This is a genomic window from Paenibacillus terricola, assembly GCF_014779765.1.
GTDB lineage: Bacteria > Bacillota > Bacilli > Paenibacillales > Paenibacillaceae > Paenibacillus_T > Paenibacillus_T terricola.
In genome coordinates this window covers 59,239-77,294 of record NZ_JACXZA010000012.1, presented here as the reverse complement: position 1 = coordinate 77,294, position 18,056 = coordinate 59,239, and the positions used below count along the sequence as shown (strand labels likewise).

Below are 18,056 nucleotides of genomic sequence, written 5' to 3'. Positions count from 1 at the left end.
TAATGAGCGGTAATGAACAGAAGAAGAATACGTCGGTAGAGGTAGCAACCCCATCGCGGACACGCGATATTGTTAAGAAATACGGCTTTGAGTTTAAGAAAAGTCTCGGACAGAACTTCCTGATCGATCAGAATATCCTGCACAAAATCGTATCCGCTGCAGAGCTCGATTCGACGAAGGGCGCGCTCGAGATCGGACCGGGCATTGGCGCGTTGACGCAGCATCTCGCTCAAGCGGCGGGCAAGGTGACAGCGGTTGAGATCGACAACCGACTCATTCCCATTCTGCGCGATACCCTTGCAGAGGAAGATAATGTCGAGGTTATTCATGCAGACGTGCTGAAGCTCGACTTGAAGGAGTTGTTTGCCGAACGGTTCAGCGATGTATCCGGCGTCAGTGTAGTTGCGAATCTTCCCTACTACGTTACGACACCGATTCTAATGAAGCTGCTAGAGGACCGACTCCCACTGGAGAATATCGTCGTAATGATCCAGAAGGAAGTCGCAGACCGGATGGCAGCGAAGCCCGGTGGCAAAGACTACGGCAGCCTTAGCGTTGCTGTGCAATATTATTGCGTACCGAGCATCGTATGCATCGTGCCGCATACCGTGTTCATTCCACAGCCCAATGTCGACTCGGCGGTTATCAAGCTGTCGCTGCGTGACAAGCCTGCGGTCGAAACACCAGACGAGGCCCATTTCTTCCGCGTCGTGCAATCTTCCTTCGCACAGCGCCGCAAGACACTCATGAACAACCTCTCGTCCTGGCTAGGCAAAGACCAGCGTGAAACGCTGACTACGATGCTCGAGCAGATCGGCATTGACCCAGGACGCCGCGGCGAAACACTGTCCCTCGACGAATTCGCCAAACTAAGCACCACCCTCCACCAAGCCGGCCTAGGCTTGCAAGGTTAACCAATTGACCCAACCGTATGCATGCGTGCATACGGTTTTTATTTTAAGACCGTAGGCGGACGCTCGAACTCCTTCCCCCAACAAAGCACTTAGATCCCATAGGGATCACCCTGCTGGAACGCCCAAAGTAAAGTGTGTTCCGCAGGGACGAAAGCGAGTGTTAGCACGCACTAACTCAGGCGCGCCGAAACGTAGGCGGACGCTCGAACTGCTCATCCCAATGTAGAGGTTTTAGATCCCGTAGGGATCACCATGTTGGAGCGTCCAAAGTAAAGCGTGTCCCGCAGGGACGAAAGCGAGTATTAGCACATACTAACTCAGGCGCATCGAATCGTAGGCGGACGTTCAAACGTACCCCAAACTCACCCCAACCTATCCTAATCCGCCAAACCCAGCTAGACCAGTCCTCCGGGCGTCCAGAGGGCGGGAGCCCTTGGGGCCCTCCCCTGAGATCAGGGGAGGGTTTGGGCGGGGTCGAAAAAGGATTGAAAAGGTTTAAAAAGAATCTTTGAGAACGCCGTCCCGCCAGGGACTAAATCCGGGAGTAAGGGGCGGAGCCCCTAGGTAAGCAAGGGAGCTCCGAGGGCCAAGCCCTCGGATATTCGTGTCACCTTCTAGGAAGGTCACCCATAGGATACACGAAGAGGTGATCTGCCCATGAAGCAAGGGGACTTGGTCGTCCGCAAATCTTACGGCGGTGACGTGCTGTTCCGCATTGAACAATTACGAGATAACCAACTAGCTGTCTTGAAAGGCACGGATTATCGGCTGCTTGCGGATTCGCCGCTTCTTGATCTGGCAGTCGTGAATGATCCGGATTCGACGCCAGCATCCCAGCAGGTTCGAATTAAGGTCAAGGAATCGCTGCGTCGAATGCAGGAGAAACTTCCGCCAGTACATGTGCAGGATGGACCGATTCGATTGGCGTCGCAGTCAACGTCATCGTCGAACCTTTCGTTCTACGAAATGCCGGGCAAAGTGCTTCATCTCGACGGCGATGGTAACTATATGCGTAAAAGCATGCAGCTGTACTCACAGATGCGCATTCCTGCGCATGGCATCCATGTCCATGAGGGACAGATGCCCGAGCTGCTGTATCGTCTGCTGCCGGAATTGAAGCCCGACATCGTCGTTATTACCGGACATGACGGTGTACTGAAGAACAGGCGGAGTGAGGACTTAGGCAATATCAGCAGCTATAAGAACTCCAAAAACTTCGTTGATGCCGTTCGCGTAGCTCGCGACTATGAGAAAAACCGAGATTCGCTGATCGTGATCGCTGGCGCTTGTCAGTCCCACTATGAGGCACTGCTGCAGGCAGGCTCCAATTTTGCAAGCTCGCCGGGCCGTATACTCATTCATGCTCTTGACCCTGTCTATATTGCAATCAAGGCGAGTGCAACACCGATTCGCGAGACGATTGACCTGCCGGAAGTCATTCAAGGGACGATTAGCGGGATTGATGGGATCGGTGGCATTGATACGATTGGACGGTTACGCAGAGGGCTGCCAAAGCCAAAATGGACGAAGCAGGCAGCGGAAGCGAATGTAATGATCTAGACGTAATTATATGACCCTATGTTTCAAGGAATAAAATTCGAAAAATACTATTGACACCAACTTTTGTTGGCTGATATAATTATTGACCAATTTGACACTGCCTCCCTGGATCGTTATAATGGACGAGAAAGAGGTGGTAGTGGACAATGGCAAAAAATGCGCTGTCGGAAATCAAACGCAGCTTAGAAGCCCACGTCGGATCTAAAATTCGGCTCCGTGCCAACGGAGGCCGGCGAAAGACCGTCGAACGCACCGGAGTACTGGAAGAAATCTACCCATCTGTTTTCATTGTCAAGCTCGATCAGGAAGAAAGCGCATTTAAACGCGTTTCATACAGCTATGCGGACATACTGACTGAATCCGTCGAAGTCCATGTATGCAACGAAGAAGGGCAAGTGCGCATCAACTATATACAATAGCAGTAGCGGTCGGCATCGGCCGGCTGTATCTAATGCGCATCCAATGTGGATGCGCATTTTTTTACAACATAAGAACTTATAATTGTTCCTCCATTTCCGCCGAATGAATACATACAGGGTCAGGGCAAGCTAAATAAGCATTAAGCAATTATTCGAGCTTGCTGAAGCTGAGTGACTTTGAACTCCGTTCAAAGACCCTGATGTAGCAGTAGAGTGACTTTGAACTCCGTTCAAAGATCCTGATGTAGCAGCAGAGTGACTTTGAACTCCGTTCAAAGATCCTGATGTAAGGAGGGAATACCGATGAGCAGAAGAAGACGGGGTACCATGTCCGAGAATTTGAAATATGAGCTGGCGAAAGACCTAGGTTTCTACGATACCGTTCAGCAGGAAGGCTGGGGAGGGATTCGCGCCAAGGATGCCGGCAACATGGTGAAGCGGGCCATTCAATTGGCGGAGCAAGCCGCTGCGAACAAGACGAATCAATAGTCCGACGCCAACGTTGCACCATCTGTTCAAGGTGTCAGCTGCACAAGCTTCCCGTTTATGATGGCGGGGGCTTGTTTGCATATAGATGCGTTTCCATTTACAGGCTTCACTCTTTTTCGCATTTCTTGACTTCGTTTGTTATAATAGGTGGAGTTAACCATACGAACGGGTGAAAATGATGAAAATATACGAGAAGGCCCCTGCCAAAATAAATTTGCTGCTCGACGTGCTCCATAAGCGCAATGACGGTTTCCATGAGGTCGAGATGATTATGACGATGGTCGACCTGGCCGATCGTCTCGAGATGGAAGAGCTGCAGCGTGATCAGATCATTATTTCGAGTCAGGCTGGATACATACCGCTCGATGAGAAGAACCTTGCGTTCCAGGCAGCGAGGCTGATTAAGGATCGTTATGACGTCCGTAAGGGCGTATATATTCATTTGGACAAAAAGATTCCGGTCGCCGCAGGCCTTGCTGGCGGATCAAGCGACGCAGCGGCAGCACTTCGTGGGCTAAACCGGCTGTGGGGACTTGGCATATCGGATGAGGAGCTATGTGTCCTTGGTGCAGAGCTTGGTTCCGACGTTCCATTCTGTGTAACAGGGGGAACGGCGATTGCAACAGGACGGGGCGAACGACTGGAGCGTATCGATAACCCGCCGCAGTGCTGGGTTGTGCTGGCCAAGCCTCCGATCAACGTATCGACTGCGGACGTATATGGCCGTTTCAAAGCCTCGGAGCTTAAATCTCATCCGTCTATGAAGGACATGCTGGATGCGATTGCGAAGGGCTCGTTCAACGACATGTGCACATCGCTTGGCAATGTACTCGAAGAGGTTACGCTGAAATATTATCCTGAGGTGCTTCAACTAAAGGAGAGCATGCAGAAGTTAGGCGCAGAAGGTGTACTGATGTCCGGCAGCGGACCAACGGTATTCGGCCTTGTATCGAAAGAAGCGAAGCTGGCGCGTATTTATAATGGCCTCCGCGGATTCTGCAAAGAGGTGTATGTCGTTCGAATGTTGACGTAGCTCGTAATCGGAACGTGCTGCGCTGTCATAGGGACGGCGGCAACCGTTTCGCCTTGATTAAATCCGTATAAAGATGGTATATTTGCTTTATAATATTCGGATTTTGGCGAGGAGAGATATACGTTGAAAAAATTGAAACGAAGTGCTCGACTCGTAGAAATGACACAGTATTTACTGAGCCGTCCACACAGACTCATCTCGCTGACCGCATTCGCGGATCGCTATCAATCCGCTAAGTCCTCGATTAGCGAGGATTTGGCGATTATTAAAGAAGTGTTCGAAGACGAAGGAATCGGTGAACTACATACGCTTGCTGGCGCTGCGGGAGGCGTGAGGTTCACGCCGAAGATCGGCCAAGACGCAGCGATGGAGACGATTCAAACGGTGTGCCGCCAATTGGAACAGCCGGAACGCGTGCTGCCTGGCGGCTATTTGTTCATGACCGATATGCTTGGACAGCCCGAACTGCTGTCGGAGCTGGGACGCATGTTCGCTACAGCGTTCGCTGGTCGTGAAATCGACGTCATTATGACGGTAGAGACGAAGGGGATTCCGCTTGCTTATGCAACCGCGGCGTGCCTCAATCTGCCGGTCGTAATTGTTCGTCGGGACAATAAAGTGACGGAAGGCTCCGCTGTGAGCATAAATTACGTATCCGGCTCCAACAAACGCATTCAGACGATGTCACTCGCTAGACGTACACTGCGCGAGGGCGCACGTGTGCTTATTATTGATGACTTCATGAAGGCAGGCGGAACGATCCAAGGCATGATGGATCTGCTCGGTGAGTTCAATGCGAAGGTTGCCGGTGTCGGCGTATTCGTTGAATCCGGTGAACTGGGAACGGAAGAGCGTTTATTGGAGGACTATGTGTCGCTGGCGAAGGTAACGGCAGTAGACTTAAAGTCCAAACAAACGATGGTAATTCCGGGCAATTTTTTTAAGTAAAATATAACAATTTGGACGGAGGAATCACGAATGAAACTGAAACCAGAAATCGTGAATGCAGCAGGCGCACCCGCTGCAATTGGCCCTTATTCGCATGCTGCTAAAGTAGGAAATCTGCTCTTTACTTCGGGTCAAATTCCACTCGGTCCAGATGGACAACTCGTTGAAGGCGGCATCGAGGAGCAAACGCATCAGGTGTTCCGTAACCTGCAAGCGGTACTCGAAGCAGCAGGCGCAACGTTCGCTGATGTAGCGAAAGCAACGGTATTTATTAAGGATATGAACCAATTCGGAGCGGTTAACGCGATCTATGGTTCCTACTTCGGAGATCATAAACCGGCACGCTCGACAGTAGAGGTTGCGCGCTTGCCGAAGGACGTTCTTGTCGAAATAGAATTGATCGCATCGGTATCTGTCGAACAATAGCGAAAAGTTTTCTATTGCAAAAAAAAATATATAAATAAGCATAAGTTTTCCAAAAAAATAGAAGGAATTTGCTCTAAAGTGTGGAAGTATACACCAAGTCTTCAAGAGGCAAAGGTGGTGAACACAAGTGCAAATTACAGATGTCAGACTCCGACGTGTAAACTCGGAGGGCCGTATGAAGGCTATTGCTTCGATCACCATTGATAATGAATTCGTCGTTCACGATATCCGTGTTATTGACGGCAACAATGGCATGTTCGTTGCTATGCCAAGTAAACGGACTCCGGACGGAGAATTCCGGGATATCGCTCACCCGATTTCTTCAACCACCAGGGAGAAAATCCAAGCTGCCGTACTCGCTGAGTACGAGCGCGCTGCTGCGGAAGAAGAAGTTATCGAAGAAGGAGCGTAATTGATGAGACGAAGAGAGCCTGCGGGCTCTCTTTTCTTTTGCATATGAATAAGATATAGTCAAATACAGAATAAGCGGGTTTTAAGCGAATGTTGGCAGGAGGTTATGATGTTGAAATTGATGGCGATTGTGCTTGCGGCAGGACAAGGCAAGCGGATGAAATCCAAGCTATATAAAGTACTTCACCAAGTATGCGGCAAGCCGATGGTGGAGCATGTGCTTGATACGGTAGATGCAACAGCATGCGAGCGTAAGGTTGTTGTAGTTGGGCACGGCGCAGAGTTGGTCAAAGCGACGCTGGGTAATCGCGCTGAATTCGTGCTGCAGGCTGAGCAGCTCGGTACGGGCCACGCGGTGCAGCAAGCTGCGGAGCTCATCGGTGAAGAAGAAGGAACGACTGTTATCCTATATGGCGATACGCCTCTAGTAACAGCTGAAACGCTTGGCAAGCTGCTAGAACAGCATACGAGTGCGGGTGCAGCAGCGACGGTGCTGACGGCGGTCGTTCCGAATCCGCAAGGACTAGGTCGCATTATCCGAGGCGAGAATGGACAAGTGCTTCGCATTGTGGAGCAGAAAGACTGCTCGGCTGAGGAAGCCGCGATTACTGAAATTAATACAGGCATGTACTGCTTCGACAACCGCAAGCTGTTTGACGCGCTGAAGCTTGTGACGAACAATAACGCGCAAGGCGAATACTATCTTACGGATGTCCTTGAGATTCTTCGTAAGCAAGACGAGACGGTTGGGGCTTACATCGCATCCGATTTCTCGGAAGGCATCGGCGTTAATGACCGCGTTGGCCTAGGAGAAGCGGAACAACTTATGCGTGCACGCATCGTGCGCGAGCATCAAATTAACGGCGTTACGATCATTGACCCGGCAGCGACTTATATTGAAGCTGGCGTTGTCATTGGTTCGGATACGATTCTTCATCCGGGAACGGTGCTGCGCGGCAAGACGGTCATTGGCGAGGATTGTGTGATTGGTCCCCAAGCGGATCTGACGAACACGAAGGTCGACAATGGCGCATCTATTAAATACTCCGTTGCAGTCGATGCAATTATCGGCGAGGAAAGCGCGGTTGGCCCATATGCGAATCTCCGTCCAGGCTCTGTTCTTGGCCGCGAGTGCAAGATTGGCGATTTCGTTGAGTTGAAAAATGCTACGCTCGGCGATGGCAGCAAAGTGTCGCATCTGAGCTACGTCGGGGATGCCGTCATTGGCAAAGACGTTAATATTGGCTGTGGCGCAATTACAGTTAACTATGACGGCTTCAACAAGTCGATAACCGAGATCGGCGATAACGCCTTCGTCGGCAGTAACGTTAACCTGATCGCACCGGTTAAGATCGGCGATGGTGCGTATGTGGTAGCAGGTTCGACGATTACGCAGGACGTAGCTGCTAATGACATGGCGATTGCACGTGTACGCCAGGAGAACAAGACAGGCTACGGCGAGAAGCTTCGCGCACGCGCGAAAGCGAAGAAGGAACGCCTCTCCAAACTTTAAGTGCGTCTTTAAGAAAACTAATGGGATGTCCGATTAATTCGCTTGGCTCTAGGTAAGCCTATGGGTGAAAGCGAAGGAGGTTATCCAATTGGGCATTCCATTGACAGTTGAAACAAGGAAGACAAGAACGAGGCGCGAAATTCGCGAGCTGCGCAGTCAGGGCAAAGTGCCAGGCGTTGTTTACGGGCCAAGTCTTGCTGCGCCAACGCCGATTGCGCTTGCTGAGCGGGAACTGCTGCCGCTGCTACGTTCGCATCCGAATGCTGTACTCTCGGTAGCGATTCCGGGCGGTCTGACCGAATCGGTCGTCATTAGTGAGGTTCAGCGTGATCCACTGACGCATCAGGTCGTTCATATCGATCTGAAGCAAATCAATATGAACAAGAAGCTTCGGACGCATGTTCGGCTGGAAGTGACAGGCGATAGCCAAGGTGAGCGAGAAGGCGGGATCATGCAGCTGCTGGCGCATGAGCTGGAGATCGAGTGCCTGCCGAATCAATTGCCGGAGGTCATTAAGTTCGATGTGACATCGCTGGGCGTTGGCGAGAACCTGCTTGTACGCGACATTCCGGTGCCTGCAGGCGTGACGGTTCGTTCCGATGCAGAACAGGTAGTCGTTACGATCCTTGCGCCGCAGCTGGAGCTGTCCGAGGAAGAAGCAGAAGCGCAGGCGGTCGAGCTGCATGAAGCGGAATCGCGCTCGAAGCATGCGAAGATGGAGGAAGTCAAGACAGGGGTCGGCGGCCAGAACGCGTAGCCGACGCTGTTACAGGGTCCGGCACTTGCTTGTACCTCACCCGTTGGGGGAATGCGGCAATCGTAACACCATAGCAAGAGAGGCTGCTTATGCAGCCTTTTTGTGTAATCCGAGTATTTGCAATTATAGGAGTTGAATCATACATATGAAGTGGTTTGTAGGGCTAGGCAATCCGGGAACGCAATATCAGAGCACGCGGCACAATGTCGGGTTTATGGCCATTGATGAGCTCGCCAAACGCTGGGGCATTAGTGTAACGCAGAGCAAGTGCAAGGCACTTGTTGGGGAAGGCAACGTGGGCGGCACGAAGGTCGTGCTGATGAAGCCGATGACCTATATGAATCTGTCGGGCGAGTCGATTCGCGCTTATATGGATTACTATAAAGTGGCGCTCGAAGATCTTGTCGTCATCTATGATGACCTCGATACGGAAATCGGTCGTATCCGTCTGCGCTATCAAGGCAGCCCGGGCGGCCATAACGGCATCAAGTCGATTATTCAACATGTCGGCACGCAGCAATTCAACCGTATCCGCATGGGCATCACTCGTCCGCAACCGGGCGGCAACATCGCCGATTATGTTCTAGCTAATTTCCCGAAGGCAGAGCAGGACAAACTATCCACGATGATCAGCCAGACCTGCGACGCCGCCGAGTTCGCGCTCAAGGCAACATTCGAGCAGACGATGGCTAAATTTAATGGCTAAGTAATAGGGACACCTTCTCTCCAAGGCGGAAGCCTGAGAACGTATGTCTGGTTACCATTCGTCCACTCGGGCTGACCACCTCCCGCATAAGATGTCAACGGTATTAAGACACGAGAGGAGTGGGAGCGGTGGTTAGATTGGTGAGCCCTCCATTTATTGTGCCAGGCGGCACCGTTGTAAGAACATCACGTCCGTCGGCGAATGCGCGTACGAGTCCGACTTTCAACCGACTTACGGTTGTTTGGGTGCAGACGAATGGCGTACCGTTTCGGACGACCAACTTCTTTGCCCAGCTGATCCGTAACGGCAGAGTCGTATCCCAAGCGGTGTTCGATCCGTTCGGCGTTGTCCGGTTCAATAATATCGGCACGCTGACGCAAGTCAGCTACGAGCTGCGCGCCTTTAACCCGGCAGGCATCCTGCAGCGGGTGCGGACGATTCCGGCAGGCGTCCAGACGTTCGCGATCATCGGGTAAAAGCCTTCGCTGACCATCGTTATATTGCTCCGATTCGGGGCATACTAACGTGTATAACGATTGGTCAGGAGGCATACATATGGCCGTGAACTACATTTGCCCGCATTGCCGGTCTACGGTAGGAACGATTGATAGCGCGACAGTAACGGAGCAGCAGCTCGGTTTCCATTTCTTGACCCCCGAGGAGCGCAGCGATATAATAGCGTATAACCCAAATGGGGACGTCATTGTTAATGTGGTTTGTGATTATTGCCGCGAAGCAATCGAAGCGAATCCAGAGCTTGTGCTTATACCGAATCCGCTTCAATAGCTTGGAATACAAGCGACAGCCTTAGCCTAGGCATCGGAATGGCTGAGGCTTCTTTGTGTGTTTGCCGAACCAGCCTCTAATAGCGTTATCAATAGAGGTTTTTCATCGTCACACGGTGCGATTGTATATACGCGCCGCAGAAGGAAGGTGCCGTTTCCATTGAAAGCGTTAATTAAGGCTTTTGCCGCAGATGCCGACTATCAGACCGTATTGTCGGGTATTACAGCGGGCATGCGGGAGCAGCTTATATCGGGTCTGGCCGGTTCGTCCCGTCAGGTTCTCATGTCAGCGCTGCGTACCGATTTGGATCGGCCAATGCTGGTCGTCACCCACAATATGTTCGCAGCTCAGAAAATCGTAGAAGATTTGCAGGAACTGCTGCCTCCGGGCGATGTTCTTCTTTATCCCGCCAACGAATTGGTGGCCGCCGAATCGGCTGTCTCGAGTCCTGAGACGCTGGCACAGCGCATTGACGCGCTGATCAGGCTGTCCCAAGGGTATCGCGGGATTGTCGTCGTTCCATTCAGCGGCGTGAGACGCTACTTGCCTGTGAAGGGCATCATGGCAGAGGCGCAAATCTCGCTAAAAGTCGGCGATACCATGCCGATCGATACCTTCCTCCGAAGCATGAACGGAATTGGGTATGAGCGAGTCGACCGCGTAGAGTCGAAAGGCGAAATGAGCGTCCGCGGCGGCATCGTCGACTTCTATCCGCTGACTTCGTCGGTAGCATGCCGCGTGGAGTGGTTTGACGACGAGATCGATTCGATTCGCACGTTCGATCCGGCGGACCAGCGATCGCTTGATAAGCTGGAGTCATTCGTTGTGACGCCATGCCGTGAATTGCCGGCAGATGAGCGCAGGTTCAAGAACGCAGCGCAGCAGGCTGCGGGTCTGCTCGAGAAGCAGCTTGAGCGGATGACAGATCGTACGGCGAAGGAGCGTCTGCGCGCCGAGATTGGCAGCGAGATGGAGAAGCTGCAGGAAGGGCAGTATTTTAGCGAAATGTATAAGTACGTCTCGCTGCTCTACCCAGAACGCCATACGCTGCTTGATTATATTCCGTCGGATACGCTGCTTATTATGGATGAGCCGCTTCGTCTCATCGAGACAGCTCGCCAGCTGGAGCGAGATGAGGCAGAATGGGCAACCCATCTGCTGTCTCACGGCAAGTCGCTTCCAGGGCTGCCGCTTGCGCGCGAGAACGATGAAATCTTGCACCACCGCGCGTATCAGACGGTGTTCTTGTCTTTGTTCCTGCGTCAAATTCCACATACGCAGCCGCAGAATATTCTTAACTTCATGTGCCGTGCGACGCAGAACTTCCACGGGCAGATGAACGTGCTGAAGGCGGAGATGGACCGCTGGAAGAAAGCCGGAGCGACCGTCATGATGCTCGCAGGCAGCGCAGAGCGGATGGACCGCATGCGCAGGGTGCTGCAGGATTACAATATTGAGCCGCCGATGCTCTTGGAGGGCAATCTGCAGGCTGGTTTTGAGCTGCCGTCGATTCATCTGGTCGTCATTACGGAAGGCGAGATGTTCTCGCAGAAACAGCGGAAGGCAACGCGTGTCGACAAGAAGATTGATAACGCTGAGCGGATTAAGAGTTATACAGAGCTGAAGGTCGGCGACTATGTCGTTCACCAGAATCATGGTATCGGCAAGTACCTAGGCATCGGCACGCTTGTTATTGGCGGCATTCATAAAGATTATATGCATGTCATGTATGCAGGCGGCGATAAGCTGTCCATTCCGATCGAACAGATCGATATGATTCAGAAGTATGTGGGCGCAGAGGAAAAGGAACCGAAAATCTACAAGCTCGGCGGCAACGAATGGAACAAGGTCAAAACGAAAGTCCGTTCGTCTGTCAAAGATATTGCAGATGAGCTCATTAAGCTGTATGCAGAGCGTCAGGCGAGCCCAGGGTTTGCTTTTGGCACGGATACGCCTTATCAGCAGGAGTTCGAGGCGATGTTCCCATACGATGAGACGCGGGATCAGCTTCGTGCAATTGATGAAATCAAGAAGGATATGGAGCTGACGCGTCCGATGGACCGTCTCTTGTGCGGCGACGTTGGCTACGGCAAGACCGAGGTAGCGGTGAGGGCCGCTTTCAAGGCGGCTATAGAAGGCAAGCAAGTGGCTATACTGGTACCAACGACTATTCTCGCACAGCAGCATTATGAGACGTTCCGCGAGCGGTTCTCCGGATATCCGTTCAAGGTGCAGGTGCTCTCCCGTTTCCGTTCCCGCAAGGAACAGACCGATACGATGAAAGGGATTAAGGCGGGTACGGTCGATATTATTATCGGCACGCACCGTCTGCTGTCGCAGGATGTCGTGTTCAAAGATCTGGGCCTGCTCATTGTCGATGAGGAGCAGCGTTTCGGCGTCTCTCATAAAGAGAAGCTGAAGCGGCTGAAGACGAACGTTGATGTACTGACGCTTACAGCTACGCCAATTCCGCGTACGCTGCATATGTCCATGCTGGGTGTTCGCGATCTGTCGGTTATCGAGACACCGCCTGAGAATCGGTTCCCGGTTCAAACCTATGTGCTTGAATATAGTACGTCGCTTGTCAGGGAAGCGGTCGAACGTGAATTAGCGCGCGGCGGACAGGTATACTATCTGTACAACCGCGTACAAGGGATTCATCAGATGGCTGATCAGATTAAGGCACTTGTGCCGGATGCGAGAGTAGCAGTCGGACATGGTCAGATGTCGGAGCAAGAGCTGGAGAAGACGATTCTCGACTTCCTCGACGGCGAGTTTGACGTACTGGTTAGTACCAGCATTATCGAGACAGGCGTCGATATTCCGAACGTGAACACGCTTATTGTTCATGATGCGGACAAAATGGGCTTGTCGCAGCTGTATCAGCTTCGCGGAAGGGTCGGCCGGTCCAACCGGATTGCCTATGCGTACTTTACGTATCAGCGGGACAAGGTGCTGACGGAAGTTGCGGAGAAACGGCTGCAGTCGATCAAAGAGTTCACCGAGCTCGGATCCGGCTTCAAAATCGCAATGCGCGACCTTGCGATCCGTGGAGCGGGCAATCTGCTCGGGGCGGAGCAGCATGGTTTCATAGCTTCGGTTGGCTTCGATCTGTATTCGCAGATGCTTGCCGATGAGGTAGCTGCCCGCAAGTCGCAGCTTGAAGGAACGACGCAGGTTGTTGAACGCAAAGTGTCGACGGTTATCGATATCAGCATCGATGCATACCTGCCATCGGATTATATTTATGACAGCATTCAGAAGATCGAGATTTACAAGAAGGTAGCCAGCATTCGCTCTATTGCGGAGGCAGAGGACTTGGGTGAAGAGCTTGTCGACCGCTTCGGCGATTTGCCGGCTGCGGTTGAGAACTTGCTTGCCGTAGCGCGGCTGAAGACATATGGCGGCGATTATGGCATCGAGCAGATTTCGCAAAAGGCGGACGACTGGACGATGAAGCTTGCTGAAGTCGGGCGGTTCGATAAGAAGAAGCTTGACCAACTTTGTCTCAAGTTCGAGAACCGGTTTAAGTTGTTTGACGAAGCAAGCGCTGGCGGTCAGCCGTATATTCTGCTTCGCGGCAAAGGGCTGACGCAGGAGCAGAAGCTTGAGCTGCTGGAGAAATTTCTTGAAGCTTGCAAGGATGCGTTAAAATCGAAGGGAGCACTCCAAGATGTTGCACAATAAACAACGCAGCTTCACAGGCAAACGCGGTCTGTCCGCTATGCTGGTGCTGCTGCTGTCGCTCGCGGTCGTTATGTCCGCATGCGGCAAGAAGACAGTAGATGTTACGAAAGCGCCTGCTTCTGATCAGGGCACCGTTGTTGCAGAGTACAAGGATGGTAAAGTAACGGACAAAGAGTTCGATCGCTATATCAGCTTCTTCTCCATCGTTAACCCATCGGCTGAAGCGTATCTGTCCATCGAAGGCATGAAGGAGCAATTCCTTCGCGAATATGTCGGCTACAAGATTCTATACAGCCGCGCCGATGCCAAAGCGAAGGATGCAGCGTCGGCAGACGTGAAGACGTTCGTGAAGCAGTTCGAAGAAGCGGCTAAGAGCGACGCGACCATGAAGGCGAAGATGGATAAAGCCGGTCTAACGAACGCTGATGCAGAATGGTTCTACCGGATGATCATCACGGTGATGGACCACTCCGAGCAAAGCGTGAAGGACGAAGAGATTAAGGCGATCTACGATAAGGCGCCAACGGACTTCAACAATGTATCGCTTCGTCATATCCTGATCGGCTTCAAGGATCCTTCCACTGGCGAGGAGAAGCTGAAGAAGGAAGACGCTCTGAAGAAAGCGAAGGACGTGAAGGCGGAGCTCGAGAAGGGCGGCGACTGGACCGAGCTGGCGAAGAAGTATTCCGATGATGAGGGCTCCAAGAATAAAGGCGGCCTCTATGAGAATCAAGCGCCGCGCGTTTGGGTAGAGGCGTTCAAGAAAGCGGCGAACTCGCAGGAAGTCGGCAAAATCGGCGATCCTGTTGAAACAGAGTACGGTTACCATGTCATTAAGGTAGAGAAGCGTGAGACGCGCACTTGGGAACAGGTGCCGGATACGATCAAGAAAGAACTTCGTCAATCGATCTCGACGAACAACCTGAACAAGTTCATGAGCGATGAGCTGCCGGGACTGATCACAAAGATCGAACTGCCGAAGGAAACGACCGATAAAACGAGCAATTCCACGGATACGAGCAAGGACAGCGGACAAGCCGGCACAGGCACCGACACAGGTACTTCGACAGATACGAATACCGAGAAGAAGGAAGAGGGCGCCGCGAAGTAAAATTGTAACGTGCCCGGAGGCGCGCAGAGATCATCTCTGCGCGCTTTTTCTTTATTTTCATGGTCGATGTGGTTCCCATTATGTCACATTAGTAACTTCCAGAAGCTACTAATGTGAATAGCCAACAATCTAGCAATCTGTTACAATACAAGAAGTTGAGATTTGTGAAAGGGGATTCATAATGGCACAGACAACACGGTTATCCGCATGGCGTCGCGGATTTTTACTAATGGCGGCCCTGCTTCTCGTCGTATCCGCACTAGCGGCTTGCGGCAAGAAAGAAGACAAGGTCCTTGCTGCCTATAAAGGTGGAGAAGTGACAGAATCGGAGTTCAATAAGTACGTCGCGTTCTACTCGATGTTCGATCAGCAGTTCGCGATGTATATCCAACTTCCAGAGGCGAAAGAGCATTATTTGAAAGAGTACGTTGGCTACAAAGTACTGTTCGATCGTGCGAGCAAAGAGGATAAGGATGCAGCAAGCGAAGGCCTTGATGATTTCGTTAAGCAATACGAGACGGCGGTTAAAGACAATGAGTCGCTGAAGAAATCGACGGATGAAGCAGGACTGAAATCCGCCGACGTTCGTACCTTCTACCAGCAGATCGTCACGATTCGCAAGTATTGGGAGCGTAACGTAACGGAAGATGAGCTGAAGGCAGAGTTCGACAAGAACAAGACGGGATACAACAAAGTTAACGTTCGCCACATTCTGATCGCAACAATGGATATGTCGACAGGCGCAGAGAAGCGTAAGGATGAAGAAGCGCTGAAGATCGCTCAAGATGTGAAGCAGAAGCTTGACGCAGGCGGCGACTGGAAGGCTCTCGCGACAGAGTTTTCCGATGACACGGGCTCGAAGGACGCTGGCGGGTTGATTGAGAACTATAGCCCGAACAAATGGGTTGAAGAGTTCAAGCAAGCGGCGATCACGCAGCCGATTGGCGTTATCGGCGAGCCAGTCAAGACGAGCTATGGTTACCATGTCATTAAAGTCGAGAGCCGTGAAGATAAGAAATATGAAGAAATCGCAGCAGATACGAAATCCGACGTTCAGACTAACGTTATCACAGCGAAGATGGAAGCGTTCATGACCAATGAGCTTGACGGTCTGATCGAATCGATCAACTTGCCGAAGGATGAGACGGCAACGGACAGCACGGGAACGACGGGCAGCGACACGAACAGCGGCGCTGCGACGGGCGACGACGCTAAGGCATCCGATGATGCCAAAGCTAAAGACGATGCGAATAACGCAACGGATACGAAAGATGCAGGTGCGGATACAAGCAAATAAGAAAAAAGATGAAAACCCCGACAATCGCACAAGCGGTCATCGGGGTTTCTTTGTTGTCTCATGAATGCTCGGTGTTGGGTTATTCCGGTTTCGGTTTCTTCAATGGAATTGAATGTTGTTCTTGCCTTTACGCTTCGCCTTATACATGGCCATGTCAGCGCTTGCAATTAACTGATCCAATGTCTCGCCATCCTTCGGATAAACCGCTACGCCAACGCTTAGCTGTACGCGCAGCAGATCGCCCCGAACATTAATGCCTCGCTCGAACCTCTCCTGAAGCCTCGTTGCATGGGCCTTCAGGGACAAATCATTTGCCCCTGGCATCAGCATAACGAACTCGTCGCCTCCGAAGCGAGATACGACGTTCGGTGAAGGCATCAGCTTCTGCAGTTCAAAGGCGACTTGACGGACAACATCGTCACCGAAAGCATGTCCCCGAGTATCGTTCATCTGCTTGAAATTGTCGACATCAATGAACCAGATAGCAAAAGGGGACGTTTCATCGGGCTTGTTCATCTTAAATTGCTGCTCGATAAGCTGAAGCATACGGCGGCGATCTGGCAGGCCTGTCAAAGGATCTGAGAACGCATGCAATTGAAGCGACTTCAACATACGGTTGAATGAAGCCCCTAGTTTGCCCCATTCGTCTCGCGCTGCGGCAGGCATGGCGAATGACAGATCGCCATCCGCCATGCGACCGAACGCTTCACGGTACATTCGAATTGGGCGAATAAAGCGGGCCGCTAGCAGCGCAGCGGCGAACAGGCCGATCAGCAGCGCAAGTACGATAATAAACGCTGTCGACCGGATGGCGGACATAGCAGCTGGATAAATGCGATCATGTGGCAGTTCGGCTGCAATCTGCCACTCGGTAGTCGAGTTCGTTACAAGCTGAAGCGAGGAGGATTGTTCAAGAATCGCCTCCGTGCCGTGTCCTGAATCCGCGAGAATGGTGCTGTTAGGGTCTGCCAGTATAAACCGAATACCATGCGCTGACGCTTCGTTACTAAGGACGTTCGTTATCGGCTCCAGGGATAGGTTGATGATAAGATAACCCTTGCTGTCCGGCAGTTGAGTTTCAATTGCTGCCTCTAAGCGGCCATTAGGAGTTGACGGCGGAAGAACAATCGGGTGGTGGATGGAAGCGCTGTCGGGAGTGAATGCAGAAGTCTTAACAACAGGCTTGGGCTGCGATGGCCGCGATATGACAACATCGGGTCTATGATCAGACCGGATAATGATATAACGGTATTGTTCGTGTTCTTCCAGGAACAGTTCAATCATTCTGTTAGACTCAGTTGGTGCCAAGGAAGGTTCGCTGCTGATGTCATCTGAGAACAGCTGTGACATCCAACGTGCATCTGCTTCGGCAGTATGAATCGTGTTCGTGAGTTGATCATCGATGACTGCGAGGCTCCGTTCGATTCTCGTATGGGCTGATTGTTCGGCCTGGTTGTCGATGAGCCGGTAGGTGAGCAAGCTGACTAAGGAGGTTGGAAGGAGTATGCCGACGGTAATCGCAACTGCAAACCGATACCGTAGGCCTAGTCTCGGCATCCAGTGATGCATCATAAGTCACACCCTGATAGTGGTAGTATTTAACTAGAGATAATCAACCATTATACTACCATGTTTAGGCGTGATGTCCAATATGAAAACCAAAATTTTAGAATAAATAAAGGGATTTTCGAAAGTTTTATTAACATTTTCCATAATTGTAATCCTGTATGTGTGCTATCGCTTCTTTAACTGACGTATCCAATGTTTCAATTGGTGAATAAACAGAAACCGTATACATAAAAGACGAATATACTTACTGTAGAATTATGTCATGATAAATGACACAAAACAAGAAAATTGTTTGCTGCCCCCCGAATATTGGGACAGTTTACGTCATATATGTCAGTGTATCTAACACAAAAGACCGGAACTAGATTAAACTTTTTAAGATTATGTCTACATCCAGATTATTGATGTAAACTATATTGACATTAAACTT

Annotated in this window: 17 protein-coding genes; 16 read left to right on the top strand and 1 reads right to left on the bottom strand. The window is 51.4% G+C overall.

All coding sequences use genetic code 11. The features are described from left to right. Positions 1-2: 2 nt before the first annotated feature. The 16 genes from rsmA (at position 3) to H8B09_RS29245 (ending at position 16,057) form a co-directional block, all read left to right on the top strand. Positions 3-914: a 16S rRNA (adenine(1518)-N(6)/adenine(1519)-N(6))-dimethyltransferase RsmA gene (gene rsmA, locus H8B09_RS29320; protein WP_191207119.1), complete on the top strand. Its 912-nt coding sequence runs from the start codon at positions 3-5 to the stop codon at positions 912-914. A 657-nt stretch (positions 915-1,571) separates the two neighbouring features. After that, the gene (gene yabG / locus H8B09_RS29315) at positions 1,572-2,474 is read left to right on the top strand and encodes a sporulation peptidase YabG (protein ID WP_191207118.1); all 903 of its coding nucleotides are present in this window, start codon (positions 1,572-1,574) and stop codon (positions 2,472-2,474) included. Positions 2,475-2,620: 146 nt separating this feature from the next. Beyond that, on the top strand, positions 2,621-2,893 hold the full coding sequence (veg, locus tag H8B09_RS29310) for a biofilm formation stimulator Veg (protein ID WP_110046102.1): 273 nt from the start codon (positions 2,621-2,623) through the stop codon (positions 2,891-2,893). 303 nt (positions 2,894-3,196) lie between these two features. Then, complete coding sequence (locus tag H8B09_RS29305) at positions 3,197-3,382, top strand: small, acid-soluble spore protein, alpha/beta type (protein WP_110046103.1); 186 nt, start codon at positions 3,197-3,199, stop codon at positions 3,380-3,382. Positions 3,383-3,560: 178 nt separating this feature from the next. Beyond that, positions 3,561-4,415 carry a 4-(cytidine 5'-diphospho)-2-C-methyl-D-erythritol kinase gene (ispE, locus tag H8B09_RS29300; RefSeq protein ID WP_191207142.1) on the top strand — a complete coding sequence of 285 codons (855 nt, stop codon included), beginning with the start codon at positions 3,561-3,563 and terminating at the stop codon, positions 4,413-4,415. Positions 4,416-4,538: 123 nt separating this feature from the next. After that, entirely contained in the window at positions 4,539-5,363 is an 825-nt protein-coding gene (gene purR / locus H8B09_RS29295) for a pur operon repressor (RefSeq protein ID WP_191207117.1), read from the top strand. Positions 5,364-5,393: 30 nt separating this feature from the next. Next, complete coding sequence (locus H8B09_RS29290; RefSeq protein ID WP_191207116.1) at positions 5,394-5,789, top strand: RidA family protein; 396 nt, start codon at positions 5,394-5,396, stop codon at positions 5,787-5,789. A gap of 127 nt (positions 5,790-5,916) precedes the next feature. Further along, positions 5,917-6,201: a septation regulator SpoVG gene (spoVG, locus tag H8B09_RS29285; RefSeq protein WP_110046107.1), complete on the top strand. Its 285-nt coding sequence runs from the start codon at positions 5,917-5,919 to the stop codon at positions 6,199-6,201. Between the two features lie 111 nt (positions 6,202-6,312). Beyond that, positions 6,313-7,713 carry a bifunctional UDP-N-acetylglucosamine diphosphorylase/glucosamine-1-phosphate N-acetyltransferase GlmU gene (gene glmU, locus H8B09_RS29280; RefSeq protein WP_318152824.1) on the top strand — a complete coding sequence of 467 codons (1,401 nt, stop codon included), beginning with the start codon at positions 6,313-6,315 and terminating at the stop codon, positions 7,711-7,713. Between the two features lie 88 nt (positions 7,714-7,801). Continuing rightward, entirely contained in the window at positions 7,802-8,470 is a 669-nt protein-coding gene (locus H8B09_RS29275; RefSeq protein WP_191207114.1) for a 50S ribosomal protein L25, read from the top strand. A gap of 145 nt (positions 8,471-8,615) precedes the next feature. Beyond that, positions 8,616-9,176 (top strand): aminoacyl-tRNA hydrolase, encoded by a 561-nt coding sequence (gene pth, locus H8B09_RS29270; RefSeq protein WP_191207113.1) that lies wholly within the window; start codon positions 8,616-8,618, stop codon positions 9,174-9,176. Positions 9,177-9,304: 128 nt separating this feature from the next. Next, positions 9,305-9,652 carry a hypothetical protein gene (locus H8B09_RS29265; protein WP_318152821.1) on the top strand — a complete coding sequence of 116 codons (348 nt, stop codon included), beginning with the start codon at positions 9,305-9,307 and terminating at the stop codon, positions 9,650-9,652. 79 nt (positions 9,653-9,731) lie between these two features. Continuing rightward, complete coding sequence (gene fin, locus H8B09_RS29260; protein ID WP_191207112.1) at positions 9,732-9,962, top strand: anti-sigma-F factor Fin; 231 nt, start codon at positions 9,732-9,734, stop codon at positions 9,960-9,962. Between the two features lie 159 nt (positions 9,963-10,121). Further along, entirely contained in the window at positions 10,122-13,649 is a 3,528-nt protein-coding gene (mfd, locus tag H8B09_RS29255; RefSeq protein ID WP_191207111.1) for a transcription-repair coupling factor, read from the top strand. Then, on the top strand, positions 13,636-14,760 hold the full coding sequence (locus tag H8B09_RS29250; protein WP_191207110.1) for a peptidylprolyl isomerase: 1,125 nt from the start codon (positions 13,636-13,638) through the stop codon (positions 14,758-14,760). Before mfd ends, H8B09_RS29250 begins: the two co-directional genes overlap by 14 nt. A gap of 181 nt (positions 14,761-14,941) precedes the next feature. Continuing rightward, on the top strand, positions 14,942-16,057 hold the full coding sequence (locus tag H8B09_RS29245; protein ID WP_191207109.1) for a peptidylprolyl isomerase: 1,116 nt from the start codon (positions 14,942-14,944) through the stop codon (positions 16,055-16,057). A gap of 99 nt (positions 16,058-16,156) precedes the next feature. On the opposite strand, the gene H8B09_RS29240 is transcribed toward H8B09_RS29245, so the two are convergent. Further along, positions 16,157-17,629, bottom strand: coding sequence for a GGDEF domain-containing protein (locus H8B09_RS29240; protein ID WP_224754125.1), 1,473 nt, complete (start codon positions 17,627-17,629; stop codon positions 16,157-16,159). Positions 17,630-18,056 lie beyond the last annotated feature (427 nt).

Coding starts and splice junctions, on each gene's coding strand:
- H8B09_RS29305 (WP_110046103.1), top strand. CDS start 3,197: ATGAGCAGAAGAAGACGGGGTACCATGTCCGAGAATTTGAAATATGAG.
- H8B09_RS29245 (WP_191207109.1), top strand. CDS start 14,942: ATGGCACAGACAACACGGTTATCCGCATGGCGTCGCGGATTTTTACTA.
- fin (WP_191207112.1), top strand. CDS start 9,732: ATGGCCGTGAACTACATTTGCCCGCATTGCCGGTCTACGGTAGGAACG.
- rsmA (WP_191207119.1), top strand. CDS start 3: ATGAGCGGTAATGAACAGAAGAAGAATACGTCGGTAGAGGTAGCAACC.
- H8B09_RS29290 (WP_191207116.1), top strand. CDS start 5,394: ATGAAACTGAAACCAGAAATCGTGAATGCAGCAGGCGCACCCGCTGCA.
- H8B09_RS29240 (WP_224754125.1), bottom strand. CDS start 17,629: ATGATGCATCACTGGATGCCGAGACTAGGCCTACGGTATCGGTTTGCA.
- pth (WP_191207113.1), top strand. CDS start 8,616: ATGAAGTGGTTTGTAGGGCTAGGCAATCCGGGAACGCAATATCAGAGC.
- veg (WP_110046102.1), top strand. CDS start 2,621: ATGGCAAAAAATGCGCTGTCGGAAATCAAACGCAGCTTAGAAGCCCAC.
- H8B09_RS29250 (WP_191207110.1), top strand. CDS start 13,636: ATGTTGCACAATAAACAACGCAGCTTCACAGGCAAACGCGGTCTGTCC.
- ispE (WP_191207142.1), top strand. CDS start 3,561: ATGAAAATATACGAGAAGGCCCCTGCCAAAATAAATTTGCTGCTCGAC.
- yabG (WP_191207118.1), top strand. CDS start 1,572: ATGAAGCAAGGGGACTTGGTCGTCCGCAAATCTTACGGCGGTGACGTG.